Source organism: Stenotrophomonas sp. STEN030 (genome assembly GCF_056759995.1).
On the sequence record NZ_JBRREB010000001.1, the window covers coordinates 62387 to 85210 of the forward strand.

Consider the following 22824-nt stretch of genomic DNA (forward strand, 5'->3'; position numbering starts at 1 on the left):
CTTGTGTCGTGGCCATGCCCGCCAAGGATGTTGCCCCCCGATGAATGAAGACGTCGCACCTGTTCAACCGCGCCGCCCGCTGCGCTGGCTCCTGCCGCTGATCGCCATCGCCGCGCTTGGCGCTGCCGGCTGGTTTGGCTGGCACAGCTGGCAGACCCGCCAACAGCAGGCCGATCTGGCCCGCGACAGCGCAACCCAGCAACTGACCGCCATGCAGCAAGGGCTGGAAGCCCTGCGCCGCGACCAGCGCGCCAATGCCCGCAGCATCCAGGACGCCGCCGCCACCAACCGCGTGCTGCGCGATGAAGTGCTGGGGCTGAGCCAGCGCAACGCACTGCTGGAAGAAAACCTCGCCCAATTGGCCGACAGCTCGCGCCAGGGCGCGCAGGCCGTGCGCCGCGAAGAGGCCGAGCTGCTGCTCAACCAGGCCCAGCAGCGACTCACCTTTGCCGGCGATCTGGACGGTGCGCGTCGCCTGTATGCATTGGCCGCCAGCGCACTGGAAGGCATCGACAGCCCCGACTACCTCAACCTGCGCCAGGCCTTGATCCAGGAGCGCAATGCGCTGGATACGCTTGGCCCCGGCGTGCGCGCCCGCACCGCTGCCCAGCTTGAGCAGTGGTCCGCTGAACTGGAACGCCTGCCCGAAAACCTGCAGCTGCCAGCGGACAGCCAGCAACCATGGTGGCAGCAGATGCTGTCGCCGCTGGTGCAGATCCGCCCGGCCGACGGCAAGGTATTGGTTGCCCGCTCCGAGCGCATCGCCGCCAATGACTCGTTGCAGATCGAGCTGAGCCTGGCCCGCGCCGCGCTCGAACGTGGCGATGACAAGGCCTGGCAGCAGGCATTGGACCGTGTAGATGGCTGGTTGCAGCGGCTGTGGCCGGATTCGCAGCAGCGTCAACAGCGCCGCCGTGAACTGCGCGAGATGCGCGCCGTGGAACTGCGCCCCAACCTGCCCGAGCTTGGCAGCACCCTGCAGCAACTGCGCAGCACGCGCGCCGCCAAGGACGCACCATGAAGGCTTTCCGCTCCCTGTTACTGGTGTTGCTGGTCGCCGCTGCCGGCATCTTTGGTGCGCAGTGGCTGGGCCAGGATTCAGTCCGCGCACTCGGCGAAGTGATCGTCCGTGCTGGCAACCACGACTACATCGCCACCTTGCCGCAGGCTGCGTTGGCGGTGCTGATCGCCGCCTTGCTGGTATGGCTGCTGTGGTCGCTGATCAGCACCCCGTTCCGCGCCTGGGCACGGCATCGCCGCAAGCAGGGCCGCGCACGTCTGATCGATGGCCTGCAGGCACTGGATAACGGCCAATGGCAGCGCGCTGAAAAACTGCTGCAGAGCGCCGCAACGGAGAAAGCCGTACGCCCGATCGCACTGGTTGCCGCCATGCGTGCGGCTGAGGCACGCGAGGACAACAGCAGCGCCGGCCAACACCTGCAGCAGTTGGCGGAAGCCGATCCGCACCTGCACGCCCTGCACAGCGCCGAGCGCTGGCTGCAGCTGGACAAGCCGTTGGAGGCGATCAACGCGCTGGACCTGCCGGCCCTGCAACCGCTGCCGCCACGCGGCCTGTGGTTGCGCACCGAGGCGTTGCAGCGCGCCGGTCGTGCTGAAGAGGCCTACGGCCAGCTCGGCGCGCTACGCCAGCAACAAGTGCTGCCGCCCAGCGCCGTTGCCGGACTGGAAACCACCCTCGCCCTGCAGATGCTCGACGAAGCCAGCGACGTCAATACGCTGGCTGCACGCTGGGAAGTGCTGCCCAAGTCGCTGCGGGTCAGCCCGCAGGCGGTGGCGCGCTACGCACAGCGCGCGGTTGCATTGAACTGGACCGATGTCGCCCTGCGCAGCATCGAGCAGACCCTGGACAGCCACTGGGACGAAACACTGGTCAGCCTGTACACGCAGCTGCCGGTGGAGAAGTTCGATTCGCGCCGCGCCAGCGCGCAACGCTGGCTGCAGTCGCATCCCAACAGCCCTGCCCTGCTGTTGGGCTTGGCGCGCCTGGCCGCTGGTCAAGGCCAATGGGCGCAGGCCGAGGAATTCCTGCACCGGGCCATTGCCCAGGATGCCGGTGCGGATGCCTGGGAAGCCCTGGGCGAGGTGTTTGCCGCACAGGATGAACAGGCTCTGGCAAACCAATGCCTGCTCAATGCCGTGCGCCAGCGTCGCGGCGAAACCCCATTGTCGATCCAACGCCGCAACCTGCATCAACAGATCCAGGACCAGGCCGTGGCCGAAGAGCGCGATGCGCATGGCTTCCCGCGTTTGCCGGGCTGAGCACCTGCAGGCGCACCCTCAACGCTTTCCGTAACGAGCCGTAATGAACATACCCCCGGATATCCATGCGCGCGTGGTCGAGCTGACCGACGCCATCCTCAATGCCAGCGAGGATGGCGAGGAAAACATCAGTGCATCGCTGTATGCGCAACTGCACGCCTACTGCGATTCAATCGCCGCTGCAGGCCGCGATCATCCGTTCCTGTGGGAAACGCTGGCCGACTTCACCGGCGATGACCATATCGCCATTGAGCACTACAACCACGCCTTGATGCTTGCCAACGCAGCGCAGGCGATCAGCTACGAAGCCTCGATCCATCTGGCACTGGCCGAACGTCATTCCAACCTGGACGATGTTGCCGCCGCCCAGGATCATGCGCTACGCGCAGATGCATTGGCGCAGCGTACCGATGACCTGCCGCTGCGCCAGGCCATCAGCCAGTTCCTGCTGGATCACGCTCAGGCGACCAACGAAGACTGAGCTGGCGCTACGTCGCCCGGGCGCATTGCGCTTGCCCGGGCTGCTGCGTGGCTCACTGCCGACCTAGTCGCGGCGATACGGATAGCGCGGTAGGCGCGCCAGAAACGCCGGCGATACCCCGCGATACACAGCCAACGACACATCGATCTTCTTGGGCTTGAGTATCTGCATGCCAATCAGGCCCCACAGCAGCATCACCAGAAACGCCAGTATCCCCAGGCCGATCACCGCGCCACTGTCGAACAGAAAACAGCCAAACAGTGGCACCAGCGACCCCCACGCCATCAGGATGAAATTCAGCCGCCGCTTGCGGTGCGCCGAACACAGACCAACCTGATGCACCGCCGTCTTGCGCACCGCCAGTGCGGCAATCAGATAGACCAGGATGTGCAGCAGGATCAGCAGATACATCCACGGCGAGTGCCAGTAGAACTTGCGCTGGCGGTATTCCAGCGCCGGTTTTCCACATTTGACGCAGTAGCGCGGCAGATCACTATGCGGCAAGGCCAGCAGCTGATCACCATCGCGCCAGCAGGTGCTGTTATCCGGGCTGGTGTTGGCGAGCGGCGGCGGCAAGGCCTCCGGCGCGGCATACGGGTTGAACTCATCCATTGGTTACATCCCCTGTGAAATTCGAGCGGCCGCCTCCTCGGCGACCCGCACTTACGTCCTTGGCATCGCATGCGGTCGCTGGCGCTTCCCACGCGACGGGGAATCCCGCCGCTGAGCAGCCTGCAAGACAATGTCACTCAGCGCTTGGCCGATGTCGGCTCGGCGGCATCTGCAGCAGCATCTGCCGCATATGCTGCAGCTTCGACTGACGCATCGGCCGCCGTCGCAGCGATATCTGCTGCCGCCTGCGCTGCCTCTGGCGTCATACCCGGGGTGCCGGCAATGCGCGCAGTTGCCCCCTCTGCTGCCTCCTTGGCCGGCGGTGCATCCGCATCCACTGCCATGGTGTTCATCGCGCTGTTGTCGGCGATCAGCTGCAGCTGCTGTGCAATTTCGGCGACGTACTGGCGGCGAGCGCGTTCACGATTCTGTCCAAGCACCAGACCTTCCGGCAGCGGCTGCAGGCGTTCAAAGCGCGCGCGCGCGGCATCGAAGCGCGATAACCTGCGCTCCCATTCGCCCAACAGCATCTGGCAGTACAGCCAGGACTCATCGCGTTCGGCAGCGGCGCGCGCATCCGGGCATTGCTGGGCAACTGCCGTTGATGCCGCCCGCACATAGCGCGGGTATTGCTCCGGTGATGCCTGCCAGGTCGCGCTTTGCAGCACCCCGGCACGGTCTTTCAGTGGCGCGTCGACTGCTTCGAACAAACGCGCCAGCAACCAGTAGCTGGTTTCAGTGCCGCGCATGCGCTGGTACTCGTCGCTTTCGACCACCGCCGTCAGGCGCTTGATTTCCTCGGCGCTGTAGTCATTTTTGTAGATGACGAAGCCGTTGCCCGGGCAGGACACCAGCGGCCAGGGCGATTGGATGGCGCCATGCAGGCGGCCGTCGAGGAAGTGGCCGAACGCGGTGCCCGAGCCCATTTCCTGCGCACTGAAGCGCTCGCCGCCGATCGGGCAGACATGCTCCACTTTCATGAAAGTCATCGCGGCGGCTGGCGCCGCCCATCCTGCCAACAGCACAGCCAAACCAATCGCAATGCGCTTCATGCCCTACCCCGTCCTTTGGTGAGCAGACAATAGAGGTGCCGGGCCGGGCCCGGCAAGGGCCCTGTAGTGCCGACCCATGGTCGGCAACGGGCATTGCCGGTAACGCCTCTGCCGAGCATGGCTCGGCACTACATCAACTGCAGCAACGCTCAACAATGGCGACCGCGCCGTAGTGCCGACCCATGGTCGGCAACGGGCTACAGCTGTATCAACGCCGACGATGGCGAACACGCCATGCCGCCAGCGGTGCAGATCGACACCAGCGCGCGGCCACCGCCGCGTGTTGTAGTGCCGACCCATGGTCGGCAAGGGGCATTACCGGCAACGCCTCTGCCGAGCATGGCTCGGCACTACAAACAGCGCATCAGCGCTCGACGATGGCGACCACGCCCATGCCGCCGGCGGTGCAGATCGATACCAGTGCGCGGCCGCCGCCGCGTGCGGCCAATTCCTTGGCCACGGTGCCGATGATGCGGGCGCCGGTGGCTGCGAACGGGTGGCCAGTGGCCAGCGAGGAACCCAGCGGGTTGATCTTGGCCGGGTCGATACGGCCCAGCGCACCATCCAGGCCCAGGCGGTTGCGGCAGTAGTCCTCGCTTTCCCAGGCGCTCAGCGTGCACAGCACCTGCGCAGCGAAGGCTTCATGGATTTCGTAGATATCGAAATCCTGCAGGGTCAGGCCATTGCGCTTGAGCATTTCCGGCACAGCGGTGGTCGGCGCCATCAGCAGGCCTTCGCCATGCACGAAGTCCACGGCCGAAACCTGCGAATCACGCAGATAGGCCAGCGGCTCGTGGCCGTGCGCACGTGCCCACTCCTCGCTGGCCAGCAACACCGCGGCGGCACCATCGGTCAGCGGAGTGGAGTTGGCAGCGGTCAGGGTGCCGCGACCAGAGGCCTTGTCGAAAGCCGGCTTCAAGGTGGCCAGCTTTTCCAGCGAGGTATCCGGGCGCAGCACGTTGTCGCGCTCGACGCCGCGGAACGGTGCGATCAGGTCGCTGAAGAAACCGCGCTCGTAAGCAGCAGCGAGCTTCTTGTGCGAGGACACCGCCCATTCGTCCTGCGCTTCACGCGAGATGTTCCATTCCTTGGCCATGTCCTCGCAGTGGTCGCCCATGCTCTTGCCGGTGCGCGGCTCGGCCACGCCCGGGAACTCGGGCTTGAGCTCGGAGAACTTGAAGCCCTTGAGCAGGGTGCGGATCTTGTCGCCAGTGCTCTTGGCGCGGTTGGCGGCCAGCAGACGCGCGCGCAATTTCTTGCCGTAGACGATCGGCACGTCGGAGGTGGTGTCCGAACCGCCGCCGATGCCGGACTCGATCTGCCCCAGGGCGATCTTGTTGGCGACGGTGATGATGCTGTCCAGCGAAGTACCACAGGCACGTTGCAGGGTGATGCCTGGGGTCAGCGGCGACAGGCCGGACGACAGTGCTGCCTCGCGGCCCAGGTTCCAGTCGCTGGGATGCTTGATCACCGCGCCCATCGCAACTTCGCCCAACTGCTGGCCGTGCAGGCCAAACCGTTCAACAAGTGCCCCAAGCGTACGGACCGACATGCCGAGATTGCCAACGTCCGAATAAGCGGTGTTCTGACGGCAGAACGGGATTCGGACACCACCGAGGATGGCGACGGGACGAGCGCTGGGCATGCGGGTACCTGACATGGGAAAGAGTGTTCAAAGTGGCCTGCACGCGATAGCAGGCATAATGGTGTTGAGTGTAGCTTCGAGGCCGTGATGGGCCAACCGCGAATCATGAGCAATTCAAACCCCGACGTGAACGCCCTTGGCGTAGTGGCATTGGAACTGGCTGGCGGCGAGCAGCCCGGCAAGGCGGCCCTGGGCTCCGAGCAGGCTGGCGAACTGGCAGCGCTGATCGGTCGTGACCTGACCAAACTGGTTACGCAGGTCAGCGAGCTGGACCTGGTTTTCGCTGCCGCGCATTTCGACCCGGCCGAAGTGCTGCGTCCCGGCCTGCCCATTCATCGGCGCCTGGAAGAACTGCAGATGCGCGCCCCTGGCCGCAATCAGGGCGCGCGCCTGCTGGCGTTTGGTGCCGATGCCAATGGCGAGATTCCGCTGCCGCTGCAGGCCGATCCTGCGCTGACCGGTGGCGCGCTGCGGCTGCTGCCGTTCGTGCTGGCTGGTGGTGAAGCGGCCGTGCGCCTCGAAGTGCGTGATGCGCTGGAAGACGTGCTGCTGGCCAATGGCATGGCACAACCGGATACCGCGTTGCTGGCGCAGAACAGCTTTGCCGCGCAGATCGAACACGCACGCTATTTCACCGTCAACGATCTGGCCGCGATGATGGCCATGCAGTACGACAACCAGGGCTTGGCGGATCTGTGGCCAATACTGGAAACGGCGATGTTCGCGCCCAACGAAGAACAATGGCTGGACGCCTCACCCGAACCGCTGCTGCGTTATGTCGGTGGCGAAGTGCGGATGGCCTTGTTTGATCCAGCTGGCTGGTGCGCGCACTACGCGCAGGACAAAAACGACTGTGATCGCCTGCAGCGCGTGTACGAGCAGTACATGATGCGTCAGCGGCAGATGGCGGCGGTATTGGAAGCGCATGGCATCGACGTGCTGTATGTGCACGTGAATGCCGGGCAGGATGCGAAGGCCTTGCTGGCGCATTGAAGCAAGAAACAGCGCCACCGGGCTACGGCACTGATTTTTTGTGGGAGCGGCGTTAGCCGCGAAGCAAGCGCATCATCAGATGGCATACCCACCAAGAGTTTCAGCGAAGTCAGCTTCGCGGCTAACGCCGCTCCCACAAGGGCGTAGCCCAGGCGAGTGCAGGACAACAACAAAGGGCCGCTTGCGCGGCCCTTTGTTGTTGCTGTGTTGCATCTACTAGTTCCTCGTTCCTGGCGACTAGTTCCTGGCTTCAAGGGACCTTGGTGATCACCGCACACGCAAGGCGTGCACCGGCATTACCGGTGGGCTGGGTCTTGTAGTCGTCCGGGTCGGCGTGGACGATCAGGCCGCGGCCAACGATGTCGAAACCATCGCCAACACCGACGTTGACGTTGCTCGCCACCGGGCCATCGATATGCGCGTTGCCCTGCGCGTCGGCCTTGATGTTGGGCATGTCGCCGCCGTGATGCATCGCGGCGCTGATGCTGCCGTGCTCGCTGCTGCCCGGGTTGAAATGGCCGCCAGCGCTGGTGCCGTCCGGCGCGCTGCAATCGCCCTTCTCATGGATATGGAAGCCGTGCTCGCTGTCCGGCTTCAAGCCGGTGATATCGCCGCTGGCGCGCAGCTGGCCATCAACCAGGCTGAAGTTGATGGTGCCGGCGACGGTGCTGTCCTTGGTCGGCTGCAACTGCGCAGTCGCAATCGGCTTGGCCATTTCCGGCGGTGCGGCCGGGTCGGCAACCGGCGTGGTTGCCATCGCCGCAACGACATCGGCCGGTGCGGCATCGGGCTCTGCGCCCTTGTTGCAGGCGGTCAGGGCCAAGGCGCTGGCGAGGAACAAGCTGGTGTGGATCAGTCGCATCTGGGTAACTCCCTTGCTGGTCTGGATCGAATCGGTATCTGCGTGCTCAGGGGCACATTCAGCGCACCACGCGGATCACCGCGCAGGCGACACGCGCACCGGCATTGCCGGCCGGTTGGCTGCGGTAATCGTCGGCCGACGCATGTACCACCAGTGCGCGCCCAGCGACGTCGTTTGCAGCACCACCGCCGAGGGTAACGCCGCGTAGATGAACGTCCACGTGTGCCACACCTTTGGCATCGGCCTGCAGGTTGTCCATGTCACCGGCATGGTGCGCGCCGGCAGCGGCGCGGCCGTGTTGCTGCATGGCGGGGTTGAAGTGGCCACCGGCACTGCTGGCATCCACCGCACTGCAGTCACCCTTCTCATGCACATGGAAGGCAGCCTGCTGACCACGCGGCAAGCCGCCGATCACGCCGGTGATATGCACGCCACCGGCTTCCGGCACCAGCGCGAGGCGACCGCTGACCAGGCTGGCCGAGGCCGGTGCCAGATTGGCCTCGGCCATCCTGGCGGTGCTGACCGTGGCCATCGGCGGCGGCGCCTCGGCCTTGGGTGCAGGCGTGGAGCCGCAGGCGCTGAGCAGCGCGGCAGCAATGGTGGCGGTAAGAGGAAGCAGGATGCGCATCGATATCTCCTTGCAACAGAACGAACAGGCCGGTGCCGCGCTCAACTACCGCGACGGCGACCAGGCCCAAGTTTGCGGGTAACGGTGTTACGGCCAAGTCCGAGCCGGGTGGCGGCATCGGCACGGTGGCCATCGGTGAAATCCAGTGCCACGTCCAGCAGCACGTTGTCCAAACGCTCGCGGGCCTCGGCATGCAGACCATTGGCGCCCTCGGCCAGGCGCTGCCGGGCCCATGCCGCCAATGCCCGATCCCAGTGCTCCGGCGTCACCGCGGTGGTGCCGGCTGCAGCGCGGCCGCCGCGGTTCAACGCAGCCTGCACGTCATCGGCCGATACGGTGTCGGCGACAGCCAGCGCAGCCAGACGCCAGCAGACGTTTTCCAGCTCGCGGACGTTGCCTGGCCAGTTGTGCTCGCGCAGTGCTTTTACCGCTGCGACGGACAGACGCTTGGGCGGCATGTCGAGCCGGCGCGCGGCGTTGAGCAGGAAGTTCTCGGCCAGTTGCGGCACATCGCCAAGACGCTCGCGTAGCGGCGGCAGCAACAAGCGCACCATATCCAGCCGGTGCAGCAGGTCGGCGCGGAAGCGTCCTTGTTCGACCAGGGTCTCCAGATCCTGATGGGTAGCTGCAACCACGCGTACATCGACGCGGATCAGCTCGCGGCCACCAACGCGGAAGAACTCGCCTTCGGCCAGCACGCGCAGCAGCCGGGTCTGCAAGCCCAGCGGCATGTCGCCGATTTCATCGAGAAACAGCGTACCGCCATCGGCCTGCTCGAAGCGGCCGATGTGGCGCTTGCTCGCGCCAGTGAAGGCGCCGGCTTCATGGCCGAACAACTCGCTTTCCAGCAGCTCGGCCGGGATCGCGGCAGTGTTGAGCGCGACGAACGGGCCTTTGGCGCGCGGTGACTCGCGATGCAATGCGGTCGCCACCAACTCCTTGCCGGTGCCGGTCTCGCCATTGATCAACACCGACAAGGGCGCCTGTGCGAGACGGCCGATGGCACGGAACAACGCGCGCATCGCCGGCGTATCGCCGATCAGCTGTGGCGGGCCTTCTTCTTTCTTGGCCGGTGCAGGCACGACAACCGGTGCAGGCAGTTCCTCGGTTTCTGGCAGCGCGCGCCGGGCCAGCTCCACTGCATCATCCAGATCGAATGGCTTGGACAGGAACTCGTGTGCACCGCCACGGAACGCACCAGCGGTACTCGCGACATCGGTATAGGCCGACATCACGATCACCGGCAGCTGCGGATGCGCTGTCTTGAGCTTGTCCAGCAACACCAGTCCGTCGTCACCAGGCATGCGTACATCGGTGAACAGCAGGTCGGGCACCGGCTGCTGTTCCATCGCCGTCAGTGCCGCGGCAGCGCTGTCGAAACCCTGCACCGTGTAGCCTGCGTCGCGCAGCGCAGTGGTCAATACGAAACGCACCGAGCGGTCATCATCGACGACCCAGATGGTCGCGGCCTGCGTGGACTCATGCATCGCTCACCTCCGGCGCTTCTTCAACGGCGGGCAATGGCAGCAGCACGGTGAATACGGTGTGGCCGGGGCGTGAGCGGTAGCTCAAGGTGCCGCGGTGTTCGCGGGCGACTTGTTGGGCCAAGGCAAGGCCCAGCCCGGTGCCTTCGGCGCGGCCACTGACCAACGGCAGGAACAGATGCTCGGCCAGTTCTTCCGGCACGCCACGGCCGTCGTCGGCCACTTCCAGACGCAAGGCCAGCGCATAGGGCTGCTCGGCAATGCGCAGGCCATGCTCGACACGGGTGCGTAGGGTGACGCTAGTGGCGCCGGCCTGGATGGCGTTGCGGACCAGATTCAACAGCGCCTGGGTCAGACGGTCGCCATCGCCGGGGAACTCGGGAATGCTGGGATCGTAATCACGCAGCAGCCGTACCGACCAACCGGCTTCGTTCTCTACCAGACGCAGCACCCGCTCCAGCGCGGCGTGGATGTTCAACGGCGCGTGCGGGCGTTGCGGGGCCGGCGACAGCAGCTGTTCCAGCAAGGTATTGAGCCGCTCGATCTCGGCGCCGATCAATTCGATCAACTCGCGTTCGTCGGCATCGCGGCCAGTCGCCCGCCGTGCCAGCAGTTGGGCAGCGCCTTTCAGGCCGGCCAGCGGATTGCGCAGTTCGTGGGCCAGGCCCTTCAAGGCGGCGCTGAACGCACCGGGCAGCACCTGCGCCGGGTCGGTGCCCTGGAACTCGTCCACCGGATGCGCTTCCAGCAGCCAGCCGCCCTGCTCCACCGCGCTCAGCCAGCCATCGGCGAAGCGCGGGGTCTCACCCGGCAGCGCCAAGGTCAGGCGCGGCAGGCGGGTCAGATCGGTGGCCGGATTGGCCAGGCGCTGCGCCAGAACCTCGCCCTGCGCTTCCAACGACACCAGCGGCTGGCCGAGCAGGCGCCGCACACTCACCCCCAGCCAGCGGCAGAAGGCAGGATTTGCCCCTTGGATACGGCCGTCCACGCCACTCCAGACCAGCGGCGTGGCCAGCAATTCCGGCGAAGGTGAGAAATCGGCGTCGGTCATTGCACCAATATAGTGCAAAGCGAGCGCATCACTGTTTCTGCTGCAGCAGGGAATGCAGGATGCGGGCGTCTTCGGCATCCAGCTCCGCCGGCAGGCTGTCGCTGCCGCGGAAGCGGCGGTGGAAGGCGCGCGCAGCGGCGGCGCGGTCGTCCAGCGCGTAACCGAAGGCCTGCATCGCCATCCAGCTGTCGAAGCCGGCCGGTGCCGGGCCGTGCTTGGGGTCCGGCCACAGGCCGAAGCCGGCTGCGGCCAATTGCTGCCACGGGAAGTAACGGCTGGGGTCGGCCTTGCGGGTCGGCGCCAGGTCGGCGTGACCGATGATCTGGCTGCGCGGGATGTTGTAGCGCGTGCAGAGGTCATCGAGCAGGCGCAGCAAGCTGGCGATCTGCGGCTGGGTGAAAGGGCTGTCGCCGTTGTTGTCGATCTCGATGCCGATCGAGGTCGAATTGAGGTCGGTGAAACCGCCCCAGCGGCCACCACCGGCATGCCAGGCGCGTTCGCCATCGGCCACAAGCTGATAGAGCTCACCATCGCTGCCAACCAGATAGTGCGAGCTGACCTTGCCGCCGCTGTTGGCGCTGCGCAGCGTGTCCAGACTCTCCTGCACCGAATCCTGCTCGGTGTGGTGCAGCACGATCAGCACCGGCTGGCGATCGTTGTAGTTCGGCGACGGCACCCAGTGTGCGAGCGGATTGCGCTCCAGCGTTGAGGTACAGGCAGTCAGCGTAGCCAACAGGGCGAGCGGCAGCAGCAGTTTGGTCTTCATGTAGGCCATTGCACGTTGCTGGGCGCGGCATTGCAAGTGCGGTCCGGCATGCGCTGGAGACGTTGCCGACAGATGTGACGGAATTGCTTGCTTGCATTGGAGGGCCTGCTCAGGGAGTTGGGGAGTCCGGTGTGATGCCGGTGCGGAACATGCACTGCATGTTCAAAACTCTTTCCGCTGGGGATGGCTGCCCGTTTTGTCTAGGCTATGCAGGCTCGTTTTTCGACGATCTGCTGGAGAGGCAATGCGTGATTCACTGAAACAGAAAATCGTTGCGGTCTGCGATGCCAAGATTGCGGCGAAGGGGCCGACGGTTGGCTTGTCGTTCTATGCGTTTTTTGCGAATCGGAATGATGATCCGGAGCTGCTGATGGAAGCGGCTACTTGGTGGATTCTGATCCATCGGCTGGATCATTTTGAGAAGGCTGGGAAGGTGAAGGCCTTGGTGTTGGCTGAGGGCTAACGATGTTGCAGGGATTTGGGTAGCGTCAATCGCTGCCTGTAGTGCCGAGCCATGCTCGGCAGAGGCCTTACCGGTAATGCCTCAACAGCTGCCCTCACCCAAACCCCTCTCCCGCAAGCGGGAGAGGGGCTTTGGTTCTTTGTGGGATCGAGGCTTAAGCCGTCAGGCCTCGTACGCCGATTCACCGTGGGTGGTGACGTCCAGACCAGTGCGCTCGGCTTCTTCGCTTACGCGCAGGCCGACCAAGGCACGGACCACCAGCAGGATGGCGGCGGTGACGACCGCAGACCACAACACGGTGAAGCCAACACTGACAACCTGCACCCACACCTGGTGCCCGATATTCAGATCGACCTTGGTACCGCCCAGCGACTGCGCACTGAACACGCCGGTGAGGATGGCGCCGACGATGCCGCCAACACCATGCACACCGAATACGTCAGCGGTGTCGTCCGCCTTCAACAGGCGCTTCAGACCAGTCACGCCCCAGACGCAGACGATGCCGGTGACGAAGCCTATGACGATGGCGCCCATCGGACCGACGGTGCCGCAGGCCGGCGTCACACCAACCAGACCCGCCACCGCACCCGAGGCCGCACCAAGCGCAGACGGATGGCCCTTGGTGATGGCTTCCACCAGCGTCCAACCCAGTACCGCAGCAGCAGTCGCCAATACGGTGTTGATGAAGGCCAGCGAGGCCACGGTGTCGGCGGCGGCAGCGGAGCCGGCGTTGAAGCCGAACCAGCCCACCCACAGCAGCATCGCGCCAATCCAGGTCAGCGGCAGGTTGTGCGGCTTCAATGCGGTCTGGCCGTAGCCCAGACGCTTGCCGACAAACCATGCCGCCACCAAACCGGCGACACCGGCGTTGATATGCACCACGGTGCCGCCAGCGAAATCGATCGCACCCAGCTTGCCGAGGAAGCCACCGCCCCAGACGATATGCGCCATCGGGATGTAGCTCAGGGTGAACCACAATGCCGAGAACAACAGCACCGCGCGGAACTTGATGCGCTCGGCGAACGCACCAACGATAAGCGCGGTGGTGATGCCGGCGAAGGTCGACTGGAAGGCGACGAACAGGAAGTCCGGCAGACCGGCGATCGGCGTATTGCCAACCGAGTCCGGAGTGAAGCCTTTCAGGAACGCAAACTGGGTGAACGAACCAAAGAACTCGTTGCCCGCACTGAACACCGCGCTGTAGCCATAGGCCACCCACAGGATCAGGATCAGCGAGAACACCACCAGTACCTGGCTGAGCACCGACAGCACGTTCTTTGCACGCACCAGGCCGCCATAGAACAGTGCAAGGCCGGGAACGACCATCATCAAGACCAGCAAGGTGGCGGTGAGCATCCACGCCACGTCGCCCTTGTCGAAGCTGGGTGCGGCAGCGGCTTCTGCAGCAGCGGGTTCCGCTGCGGCCTCCACCGGCTGTGCAGCCACTTCAGTCGCGGCAGTGGGCTGTGCAGGTGTTTCCTGTGCCCACGCACTGCTCGAAAACATGCCCAGCACGACGGCGGTGAGCATGAATGACAGGCACAGGCCTCCGAGCCGGGCTTTCAACCCGGTGAAAAATTCCGTTCGCATTGTCGACTCCGGTTGTGGGGGTGGAACCTGCCAGCGACCTGTTGTCACCTGGCGGTCGCTGCCGCCGGAGGACGGGTCGGTAGCGGGTTCTTAAAGCGCGTCGGCGCCTGTTTCGCCGGTGCGGATACGCACCACTTGTTCAAGCGCGGTAACGAAGATCTTGCCGTCACCAATCTTGCCGGTGCCAGCTGCGCCCTGCAGGGCTTCGATCACGGCATCGACGTTGTCGTCGGTGACGGCGGTTTCAATGCGGATCTTGGGGAGGAAATCGACGACGTATTCGGCGCCACGGTACAGCTCGGTGTGGCCTTTCTGCCGCCCAAAGCCCTTGACCTCGGTGACGGTGATGCCGGAAACGCCTGCGGCGCCCAAGGCTTCACGCACTTCGTCGAGCTTGAATGGACGGATGATCGCGGAGATTAATTTCATGCGCATGTCCCGATGTGGAGGAGACCGGCCTGCGGCTGCGGGCCGGCATCGTGTCTTCCACCGGCCATTGTCTGGCCGCTGGCTGTTGCGCCGAACGCATCATGGGCCTGGTTGTTGCCACCGGCATTGCTACCGGCCGCTACAACCACGCGGGAGGGAGGATTGGCCCATGCCGCGCGCTCGGATTCTCTTGCCCCTGCAGGTGCATTGCTGGCTGTTACAACACCTTTGTGCTCCCCAGCAACAAAGGCGGCGGCGATGACGCAGATGGGAGGGGGAGGGTCTACGCCACCGCCGCCAAATAACAGCTAGTAACTACACCTGGTGTTGCCGGCGGCCAGCGCTATGCAATGGCCGCCGTTACATCAGCTTGTTGACTCAGCTTGCGTAGTACAGCTGGTATTCGAGCGGATGGGTCGCTGCGCGGAACGCGGTGACTTCCTTCATCTTCAACGCGATGTAAGCGTCGATGAAGTCGTCGCTCATCACGCCGCCGGCCTTGAGGAACTCGCGATCCTTGTCCAGCGCTTCCAGTGCCTGGTCCAGCGAGGAACAGACCTGCGGGATCAGCTTCTCTTCTTCCGGCGGCAGGTCGTACAGATCCTTGTCGCTCGGTGCGCCCGGGTCGATCTGGTTCTTGATGCCGTCCAGGCCGGCCATCATCAGCGCGGTGAAGGTCAGGTAGCCGGACTGGATCGGATCCGGGAAACGCATTTCGATGCGGCGTGCCTTCGGGTTGGACACCCACGGAATGCGGCACGAAGCCGAACGGTTACGGGCCGAATAGGCCAGCATCACCGGTGCTTCGAAGCCCGGGACCAGGCGCTTGTAGCTGTTGGTGCCGGAGTTGGCGAAAGCATTGATCGCACGGGCGTGCTTGAAGATGCCGCCGATGTACCACAGCGCCATCTGGCTCAGGCCGCCGTAGCCGTCACCGGAGAACAGGTTGTTGCCACCCTTGGCCAGCGACTGGTGCACGTGCATGCCGCTGCCGTTGTCGCCGACCAGCGGCTTGGGCATGAAGGTGACGGTCTTGCCATTGCGGTGCGCGACGTTCTTGATGACGTGCTTCATGCGCTGCAGTTCGTCAGCCTTGGTCACCAGGGTATTGAACTTGGCGCCGATCTCGCACTGCCCGGCATTGGCCACTTCGTGGTGGTGCACCTCGACTTCGATGCCGACCTTTTCCAGCACCTTGCACATCTCGGCGCGGATATCGTGCAGCGAGTCGGTCGGCGGCACCGGGAAGTAACCACCCTTCACGGTCGGACGGTAGCCGGTGTTGGTGCCGTCGTAGCTCTTGCCGGTGTTCCAGGCGCCTTCTTCAGAATTGATCTTGTAGAAGGTGTTGCCCATGTCGTTGGCGAACTGCACCGAATCGAAGATGAAGAATTCCGGTTCCGGGCCGAAGAACGCCAGGTCGGCGATGCCGGAGGACTTCAGGTACGACTCGGCGCGCTTGGCGATGCCGCGCGGGCAGCGGCCGTAGCCCTGCATGGTGGCCGGGTCGAGCACGTCGCAGATCAGCACCAAGGTCGGGTCGGCGTAGAACGGGTCGACGTAGGCGCTGTCAGCGTCCGGCAGCAGCACCATGTCCGACTCGGCGATGCCCTTCCAACCGGCGATCGAGCTGCCATCGAACATCTTGCCTTCTTCAAACAGGGTCGGCTCGATGATCGAAACCGGGAAGGTCACGTGCTGCTCGATGCCACGCATGTCGACGAAACGCAGGTCGATGAACTCGATCTGGTTGTCCTTGATCAGCTTCTCAACGTTTTCCAGCGACATCGGGTGCAACCTCGGATGGATGATGTGCATGTATCAAAGCAAATGACGTGCCAACTTTCAAAGATCCGTAACGCTTTGTTTTTATTGAGTGTATGCAATTAGTGTCAGCGGTTATAAGCACCAATCTGGTGCTGTTTTCATGCAATGCACCATTCAGGTGCATAACACTTAATGCTCTATGCTGTGCCCGCCTTTCCCATACCAGCCCTCATGTCCGACCTGCTCTCCGCCCTGTTACTGGGCATTCTCGAAGGCCTCACCGAATTCCTCCCGATTTCCAGCACCGGCCATCTGCTGATCGCACAGCATTGGCTGGGCGCGCGCTCGGACTTCTTCAACATCGTCATCCAGGCCGGTGCCATCCTGGCCGTGGTATTGGCGTTCCGGCAGCGGCTGTGGTCGCTGGCCACCGGCTTGAACCAACGCGACAACCGCGACTACGTGATGAAGCTGGGCGTGGCCTTCCTGGTCACCGCCGTGGTCGGTCTACCGGTGCGCCTGGCCGGCTGGGAACTGCCTGAAACCGTCACCCCGGTAGCCTGGGCGCTGGTCATAGGCGGCGTCTGGATGCTGATTGCCGAACGCTTTGCCGGGCGCCTGCCCGACAGCGACACCGTGACCTGGAAGGTTGCCGTCGCGGTTGGCCTGGCGCAGGTGGTGGCCGGCGTGTTCCCCGGCACCTCGCGTTCGGCCGCGGCCATCTTCATGGCCCTGCTGCTGGGCCTGACCCGCCGCTCCGCGGCCGCCGAATTCGTTTTCCTGGTCGGCGTTCCCACCATGTTCGCGGCCAGCGGCTATGCCTTGCTTGAGATGTTCAAGAAAGGCCAGCTGGGCAACGAAAACTGGACCGACGTAGGCGTAGCCTTCGTGGCAGCGGCGATCACCGGCTTCATCGTGGTGAAGTGGCTGCTGAGCTACATCAAACGCCGTCCCTTCACCGGCTTCGCGCTATACCGCATTGCATTGGGCTTCGGCCTGCTGTTGTTTTTGCCTGCTGGTAACTGAACGTGCAGTAGCAAGTGCAACCCCGTCATCCGGCCTTGGCCGTTTGACGTCCTGACTTTTCCAAAGCACCACAAGGAGTTCACCATGAAGCGTCTTCTTCTGTTGGCACTGCCCATCGCCCTCATGACCGCCTGCAGCAACCCGCCGGCCACCACCAAGAGCGAAACCGCAGCCACCCCCGACACCAGCACCGCCGCTCCTGCCGCGAACCTCGACACCACCCAGCTGGCCGCAAACCACTGGCTGCTGGACAACGCCGTGGACGCCAGCGGCAAGCGCATCGACGGCCTGTTCGTGCAGGCCGACAAGCCGCTGACCCTGGACTTCAAGGACAACCGCCTGTCGGTCAGCAACGCCTGCAACAACATCGGCGGCGGTTACACGCTGGAAGCCGGTGCGCTTACCGTCGGTAACCTGATGTCTACCAACAAGGCCTGCCAGGGCCCGTTGATGGCGGTTGATGGCCTGATCAGCGAGCGCCTGCAGGGCAAGCTGACCGTGCGTGCACTGGACGCTTCGGCATTGACCCTGGTCACTGCTTCTGGCGACGTGCTCAGCTTCCGCGCCGAGCCGACCGCCGAAACCCGCTACGGCGGCCCGGGCGAGATCGTGTTCATGGAAGTGGAGCCGCAGACCAAGCCCTGCCCGCACCCGCTGATGAAGGACGCCACCTGCCTGCAGGTGCGTGAAGTGAAGTACAACGAGCAGGGCCTGGAACAGGGCAAGCGCGGTGAGTTCACCAACTTCTACGGCAACATCGAGGGGTACACCCACGAGCCGGGCGTGCGTAACGTGCTGCGTCTGAAGCGTTACCAGATCAAGAACCCGCCGGCCGATGCGCCGTCGCAGGCCTACGTGCTGGACATGGTGGTGATGTCGGAAATGGCCAAGTAAGCCATCAGCATTGAACAAACAGAAAGGGCGCCGCAAGGCGCCCTTTCTGTTTTGCAGGTTTGTAGGAGCGGCGTAAGCCGCGAAGCCGATAGCCTTTCAGATCACGTGCTTCGCGGCTTACACCGCTCCTACAAAACATGCGTCACGTTCAACCCAGCTTCGAGTTCAACGTATACGTGCCATGCACCGACGCCTCGGCCAGCACATGGCCCTGCATGGCGCGATGCACGTCGGCAGCGGTGAATGCACCTTCCACTGGCAGACGCTCCACATCCAGCGCGAACAGGCGGAAGAAATAGCGGTGCAGGCGTTCGTCATTGAACGGCGGATACGGGCCGTCGTAGCCGTAGTAGGTGCCGCTCATCTGTGCGTTGCCGGCAAACCAGCCGGTGTAATCGTTGATGCCCTGGCGTGCACCCAGCGGACCGACCGGCTGCGTCTTGCCATGTGCGGTGAAGCCATCGCTGCAGCTGCCGGCGGCGATCTCGCGCAGCTCAGCAGCAACATCCACCATCACCCAATGCACGAAGTCGGCACGCGGCTGATCCAGCGGAATGCTGACGTCATCACGACCAACCAGCTCAGCCACTGTCGGCACGTCCGGGTCCACGCAGATCAGCGCGAACGAGCGTGTGCCTGCCGGCACATCGCTCCACCCCAGCTGCGGGTTGCGGTTACCAGCAAAGCCATTGGCATCGCCTGCGGCAAACTCAGCCGCAATCGGCTGCCCGTTCTGAAAACTCTGACTGTCCAGTTTCATCATTGCTCCTTGATCAGGCTTCGGGGTAACCCAGACGCTCGGCGACCGGGGTCAGCACCGCAAACTCCGATGCAAGCACCTGTGCGTAATTACGCCAGTGGCCGGCCGGGATGGTGCCCTGGCCAAGACTGCGCACCGGCGGGAAACGCAGGCCAAAGGCCTGCTCCAACAATGCCCCCATCGCCGCCGGGTCATTCACCGCATCGTCGGTATGAATGATCATGTGGGTATACAGATTCTGCTCATGCAGCAGTGCTATCTGCGCCAGCGCGCGTGCCAGCCATTGCGCCGCCTCGCTGGACGAGGTCACCGCCAACGGCGCCGGCGCACCCAGTGCCAGCCATTCCACCAGCATGTCGCGCGGGTCACGCAGGGCAATGACCAAGCGGCCTTCCGGCAGCTGCGGGCGCAACGCCCACAGCAGGGCGTTGTCCCACCACAACAGCCAGTCGATCACGTTGCCGTCTTCGATACCGCGCGCCGGCAGCGCTGCGCGCCACTGCTGCACCAGCTGTTCCGGCGTCAGTGCGTCGGTGGCCAGGCGCTGCAAGGTCAAGAAATTCTGGAACGCGTCATCGGGCGGGGCCGGCCCGAAACGGTCGTCGCGCAACACGCGGCTGCCGGCGGCCATCACCATTGCTACACGTTCCACGCCCGAACCCGGCGCGCCCCACAGGAACATCGGCCGCACCGGATTGTCGCCAGCCACCTCGCCCATCACAGGCCACTCGGCCGGTGCACGTGCCTGCTGCGGCAGCGGTAGACGGTTAGGTGCCATTTCTTCGTGCACACGCAACCAGGTAGCCAGGGCAGCGGCGCGATCGCCTGCTCGGTCCTGGATTGCACCCAGCCAGCTGCGCACACCGATGCGCGCCTGCTCCGGCGCGTTGTCCATCAGCGCTTGCACATGCGCGATCGCCGCGCTCGGCTCGCGCTGCAACAGCGCTTCGACAATGCGCTGTTCGCCGCTGACCCGGCCCGGCTCCAGCGCGATGATGCGATGGGCCACGGCTTCGGCCTCTTCGGCCTGCTCGTTCATGTCATGCAGGCTCATCCGCGCTTCCAACGCCGGCAGGTGCTCAGGCATCGCGCTCAGCCAGCGCTCGACGACATCGACGGCTTCTTCGCTGCCCACCTGAGCCACGGCCAAGCGCGCCATCCACAGATCATGCAGCTGCGGGTTCGCCTGCACGGCAGCTTCCAGCTCGCTGCGCGCTTCTTCCTCGCGGCCCAGGCGCTGCCAGGCCATCAACAACATCTGCAGCGTCGGGCGGTCGCCCGGTACCTGCTGCAACAGCGGGCGCAGGTGTTCCAGCGCCTGCAGCGGCTGGCCCGAGGCCAGCTCCAGCTCACCAGCCAGACGGCGCATGCCCGGGTTGTCACCCTGCGGCGTGGCCAGTACTTCGCGCATCATTTCCGCTGCGTGGTCCAGGTGGCCCTGGCGCAAGGCCAGCTGCACCACCAAGCCGCGCAATGCGTGGTTGCTGGGGTTCAATTCGATGACGCGGCGGAACGCCTGCTCGGCGAAAGCGACCATGTCCTTGCCCAGGTAAGCAAAGCCCAGTGCATACAGCACGCGGACATCGCCCGGCAGCTTGGCGCTGGCGACCGACAGAATCGCTAGCGCGCGGTCGGCATCGCCACGGCGCAGCGCGACCATGCCTTCAATCGCAGCCAGCTCCGGGCTGTCCGGATCGACACGCGCAGCCATGCGACCCAAGCGGTCGGCTTCGTCGATATCGTCACGGCCCAGCGCCAGATGCGCCTGCATCAGGTAGGCGGAAAATTCGTTGGGGTTCAGCGTGGTGCTGCGGTCCAGCGCCTGCCCGGCGGCGTCGATCTGACGCTGCGCCAGCAGCAGGCCGGCGTGCTGCAGATGCAGAGCGGCGTCATCCGGGGCCAGCGCCAGGGCCTGGTCCAGGCTGGCCTGGGCCGGCTCCAGCTGGCCGTGCTGCTGCAGGGCCAATGCCAACCAGCGGTGGGCCTGGGCCTGCTGCGGTTCTGCGCCAACCCATGCCTGGGCCAGGGTCACGGCCTCGTCGGTGGCATTACGGCGCAGGGCTTCAATGATCTTGTCTTGCATGGCGGTCCAGCGTTAGCGCAAAACCGCATTGTAGCGGGCCCGGCCGCGCCCGCTGGGTTCAGCTGATGGCGGCGAGCAGGCGCTGCGCCACCCAGCGCTCGGAGAAACCATCGCCACGCAGGTTTTCAATGAAACCGCAGTGACCGCCCCAGCGCGCGATCTCCAGGTGGGCATCGGCCGGCAGCCGCCAATGATCGAACGTGGTGAAGGGAATCACCGGGTCATCGGCGGCCATCAGGATGTCGGCCGGCACCTGTAGCCCAGCCAGCTTGTCACCGGCAATGGAGTAACCGTCGAAGTACTCCTGCAACGAGCCGAAATCGGTATGCCGGTCCACCAGCCAGCCAGTCAGCGCGCGGATGTCCAGCTTCAGCACGCTGTCATCGCAGTCGGCCAGCTCCGGGAACAAGGCGCGCTTGCGGCGCAGCGAACCGGTCCATTTGCGGCGGAAATACCAGTCGTACATCGCCGGACCACGCTCGATGCTGTCCATGGTGACGCCTGGGTCCAGCACCGGACACACCGAGGCCACATGCCGCAGCGGCACACCGGCGGCAGGCGCGTGCAGGGCCAGTCGCAGCACGAAATTGCCGCCCAGCGAGTAACCGGCGGCCACCATCGGCAAGCCGGCAAAGCGCTGCGCCACATCGGCAGCGGCATGCACCACTTCGTCGATGCGGCAGGAATGGAAGATGCCTGGATTGAGATGATGGGTATTGCCGTGGTCACGGAAATTCAGCCGCACCACATCAAAGCCCTGCTCCAGCAGGCGCGCGGTGGTCATGCGCATATAGCTGGATTCGGCACTGCCTTCCCAGCCGTGCAACAGCAGCGCAAGCGCCTTTGGTGGCGCGCCTTGCGGGCGGCTGTGCCAAGCCTGCAGGCGCACGCCATCGCCACCGTCGAGCATCAATTCCTGGGTGATTGCGCCGCTGGCGACCAGCAACTGGCGGCCACGGCGCAGCCGTAGCCGGCTCGATGCCAGCATCGATTGCAGATGCGGATTACGCAGCCAGCGCGGCGGCTGGTAGTTGCAGGCGCTCAGCATGACCGACCCGGTGGGCGTTGACTGCCCAACTCAGCGTTGGCCGTGATCTGCACCTTACGGCCCTTCCATCACCGCCACGATGCGCGCGCGCGAGGTCTCGGCGATACGCCGGCGGCCTTCCAGATCCTGGATGGCGATGGGCTCGAGGAAATGCACCTCACCGCGCCGCGCCGGCTCACCCAGCAGGCGTAGGAAGTTGCCGGCGAAGCTCTCGCCCGGCCCGAATGCCACCGTGGTCTGCGCGTCGCCGCGCACGCCGTAACGCAGTGCGATCGGCTGCACCGGCACCCCCGCCTCGACGGCTGCCTGGAAGATACGTGCGTGGAACGGGCCGACTTCACGGCCGCCGCGGGTACGCCCTTCCGGGAACACCGCCACCGGTCGCTGTTCCTGCAGCCGCTTGACCATCTCCTCCATCACCCCGCCCAGCGACTCGGTGTTGCCGCGCTGGTGGAAGATGGTGTGGCCACGGCTGGCAACCCAGCCAACCACCGGCCAGCTGGCAATCTCGCGCTTGGCAACAAAGCCAACCATCTTCTGGCTGTGGATGACGCAGATATCGACCCAGCCCACATGGTTGGCGACGAACAGCACCGCACCGGGCAGGGGCTGGCCGACCCGCTGCAGGCGGAAGCCGAAGATCCACATCAAGCCGCCCGACCACCAGCGCACCACCCGCTCTTCCAGCGGGTTGCTGGCGGGGCCGATACGCCCCAACGGCTGCGTCATCAGCAGCAGGATCAGCGGCAGGAACAGGACAATGTGAACCAGTAGCAGCGGGGCGCGGTACAAGTAACGGAACACGCGGGCCACACCGCCCTGGCGGGCGGGACGGGGGGGAGTCATCCCCTCACGATACCGGATGCGGTCCGGCTTCCGCCAGCACGAGGACCATGCCGATTGGCATTCC

Annotated in this window: 22 protein-coding genes; 7 read left to right on the forward strand and 15 right to left on the reverse strand. The window is 64.7% G+C overall.

The window, feature by feature from the left end; translation table 11 throughout:
• Positions 1 to 40 precede the first annotated feature (40 nt).
• Genes ACVOLR_RS00290 through ACVOLR_RS00300 form a run of 3 tightly spaced genes read left to right on the forward strand, consistent with a single transcriptional unit; the run spans position 41 to position 2761 of the window.
• On the forward strand, positions 41 to 1021 hold the full coding sequence (locus ACVOLR_RS00290; protein ID WP_481534664.1) for a uroporphyrinogen-III C-methyltransferase: 981 nt from the start codon (positions 41 to 43) through the stop codon (positions 1019 to 1021).
• On the forward strand, positions 1018 to 2280 hold the full coding sequence (locus ACVOLR_RS00295) for a heme biosynthesis HemY N-terminal domain-containing protein (protein WP_481534665.1): 1263 nt from the start codon (positions 1018 to 1020) through the stop codon (positions 2278 to 2280). The genes ACVOLR_RS00290 and ACVOLR_RS00295 overlap by 4 nt, the downstream gene beginning before the upstream one ends.
• Positions 2281 to 2323: 43 nt before the next feature.
• Complete coding sequence (locus ACVOLR_RS00300) at positions 2324 to 2761, forward strand: hypothetical protein (protein WP_481534666.1); 438 nt, start codon at positions 2324 to 2326, stop codon at positions 2759 to 2761.
• 63 nt (positions 2762 to 2824) lie between these two features.
• Here ACVOLR_RS00300 and ACVOLR_RS00305 read toward each other — a convergent pair whose 3' ends face one another.
• The 3 genes from ACVOLR_RS00305 to ACVOLR_RS00315 form a co-directional block, all read right to left on the reverse strand.
• A complete protein-coding gene (locus ACVOLR_RS00305) occupies positions 2825 to 3373 on the reverse strand; it encodes a hypothetical protein (protein ID WP_481534667.1) in 549 nt (182 codons plus the stop codon).
• Positions 3374 to 3510: 137 nt separating this feature from the next.
• Positions 3511 to 4425, reverse strand: coding sequence for a hypothetical protein (locus ACVOLR_RS00310; RefSeq protein WP_481534668.1), 915 nt, complete (start codon positions 4423 to 4425; stop codon positions 3511 to 3513).
• Positions 4426 to 4789: 364 nt separating this feature from the next.
• Positions 4790 to 6085 carry an acetyl-CoA C-acetyltransferase gene (locus ACVOLR_RS00315; RefSeq protein WP_481534669.1) on the reverse strand — a complete coding sequence of 432 codons (1296 nt, stop codon included), beginning with the start codon at positions 6083 to 6085 and terminating at the stop codon, positions 4790 to 4792.
• 90 nt (positions 6086 to 6175) lie between these two features.
• On the opposite strand from ACVOLR_RS00315, the gene ACVOLR_RS00320 reads away from it, so the two are divergent.
• Complete coding sequence (locus ACVOLR_RS00320) at positions 6176 to 7063, forward strand: hypothetical protein (protein ID WP_481534670.1); 888 nt, start codon at positions 6176 to 6178, stop codon at positions 7061 to 7063.
• A gap of 250 nt (positions 7064 to 7313) precedes the next feature.
• On the opposite strand, the gene ACVOLR_RS00325 is transcribed toward ACVOLR_RS00320, so the two are convergent.
• Genes ACVOLR_RS00325 through ACVOLR_RS00345 form a run of 5 tightly spaced genes read right to left on the reverse strand, consistent with a single transcriptional unit; the run spans position 7314 to position 11863 of the window.
• A complete protein-coding gene (locus ACVOLR_RS00325) occupies positions 7314 to 7925 on the reverse strand; it encodes a superoxide dismutase family protein (RefSeq protein WP_481534671.1) in 612 nt (203 codons plus the stop codon).
• Positions 7926 to 7983: 58 nt separating this feature from the next.
• Positions 7984 to 8553, reverse strand: coding sequence for a superoxide dismutase family protein (locus ACVOLR_RS00330; protein ID WP_481534672.1), 570 nt, complete (start codon positions 8551 to 8553; stop codon positions 7984 to 7986).
• A gap of 41 nt (positions 8554 to 8594) precedes the next feature.
• Complete coding sequence (ntrC, locus tag ACVOLR_RS00335) at positions 8595 to 10040, reverse strand: nitrogen regulation protein NR(I) (RefSeq protein ID WP_481534673.1); 1446 nt, start codon at positions 10038 to 10040, stop codon at positions 8595 to 8597.
• On the reverse strand, positions 10033 to 11088 hold the full coding sequence (locus ACVOLR_RS00340) for a two-component system sensor histidine kinase NtrB (RefSeq protein ID WP_481534674.1): 1056 nt from the start codon (positions 11086 to 11088) through the stop codon (positions 10033 to 10035). The genes ntrC and ACVOLR_RS00340 overlap by 8 nt, the downstream gene beginning before the upstream one ends.
• A 28-nt stretch (positions 11089 to 11116) precedes the next feature.
• A complete protein-coding gene (locus ACVOLR_RS00345) occupies positions 11117 to 11863 on the reverse strand; it encodes an N-acetylmuramoyl-L-alanine amidase (protein WP_481534675.1) in 747 nt (248 codons plus the stop codon).
• A 235-nt stretch (positions 11864 to 12098) separates the two neighbouring features.
• Between ACVOLR_RS00345 and ACVOLR_RS00350 the strand changes: the two genes are divergently transcribed.
• On the forward strand, positions 12099 to 12317 hold the full coding sequence (locus ACVOLR_RS00350) for a DUF6500 family protein (RefSeq protein WP_481534676.1): 219 nt from the start codon (positions 12099 to 12101) through the stop codon (positions 12315 to 12317).
• A gap of 162 nt (positions 12318 to 12479) precedes the next feature.
• On the opposite strand, the gene ACVOLR_RS00355 is transcribed toward ACVOLR_RS00350, so the two are convergent.
• The 3 genes from ACVOLR_RS00355 to glnA all read right to left on the reverse strand — a co-directional run bounded on the left by ACVOLR_RS00355 (position 12480) and on the right by glnA (position 16124).
• Entirely contained in the window at positions 12480 to 13907 is a 1428-nt protein-coding gene (locus tag ACVOLR_RS00355; protein ID WP_481534677.1) for an ammonium transporter, read from the reverse strand.
• 90 nt (positions 13908 to 13997) lie between these two features.
• Positions 13998 to 14336, reverse strand: coding sequence for a P-II family nitrogen regulator (locus ACVOLR_RS00360; protein ID WP_481508674.1), 339 nt, complete (start codon positions 14334 to 14336; stop codon positions 13998 to 14000).
• Between the two features lie 378 nt (positions 14337 to 14714).
• Positions 14715 to 16124: a type I glutamate--ammonia ligase gene (glnA, locus tag ACVOLR_RS00365; protein ID WP_481508675.1), complete on the reverse strand. Its 1410-nt coding sequence runs from the start codon at positions 16122 to 16124 to the stop codon at positions 14715 to 14717.
• Positions 16125 to 16334: 210 nt separating this feature from the next.
• On the opposite strand from glnA, the gene ACVOLR_RS00370 reads away from it, so the two are divergent.
• The gene (locus tag ACVOLR_RS00370) at positions 16335 to 17129 is read left to right on the forward strand and encodes an undecaprenyl-diphosphate phosphatase (protein ID WP_481534678.1); all 795 of its coding nucleotides are present in this window, start codon (positions 16335 to 16337) and stop codon (positions 17127 to 17129) included.
• Positions 17130 to 17213: 84 nt separating this feature from the next.
• Complete coding sequence (locus ACVOLR_RS00375) at positions 17214 to 18023, forward strand: DUF4377 domain-containing protein (RefSeq protein WP_481534679.1); 810 nt, start codon at positions 17214 to 17216, stop codon at positions 18021 to 18023.
• 148 nt (positions 18024 to 18171) lie between these two features.
• On the opposite strand, the gene ACVOLR_RS00380 is transcribed toward ACVOLR_RS00375, so the two are convergent.
• The 4 genes from ACVOLR_RS00380 to ACVOLR_RS00395 are packed head-to-tail and all read right to left on the reverse strand — an operon-like array spanning position 18172 to position 22760.
• A complete protein-coding gene (locus ACVOLR_RS00380) occupies positions 18172 to 18783 on the reverse strand; it encodes a YbhB/YbcL family Raf kinase inhibitor-like protein (RefSeq protein WP_481534680.1) in 612 nt (203 codons plus the stop codon).
• A 13-nt stretch (positions 18784 to 18796) separates the two neighbouring features.
• Entirely contained in the window at positions 18797 to 20866 is a 2070-nt protein-coding gene (locus tag ACVOLR_RS00385) for a tetratricopeptide repeat protein (protein WP_481534681.1), read from the reverse strand.
• 58 nt (positions 20867 to 20924) lie between these two features.
• Positions 20925 to 21911 carry a YheT family hydrolase gene (locus ACVOLR_RS00390; RefSeq protein WP_481534736.1) on the reverse strand — a complete coding sequence of 329 codons (987 nt, stop codon included), beginning with the start codon at positions 21909 to 21911 and terminating at the stop codon, positions 20925 to 20927.
• Between the two features lie 57 nt (positions 21912 to 21968).
• Positions 21969 to 22760 (reverse strand): lysophospholipid acyltransferase family protein, encoded by a 792-nt coding sequence (locus ACVOLR_RS00395; RefSeq protein ID WP_481534682.1) that lies wholly within the window; start codon positions 22758 to 22760, stop codon positions 21969 to 21971.
• Positions 22761 to 22824 lie beyond the last annotated feature (64 nt).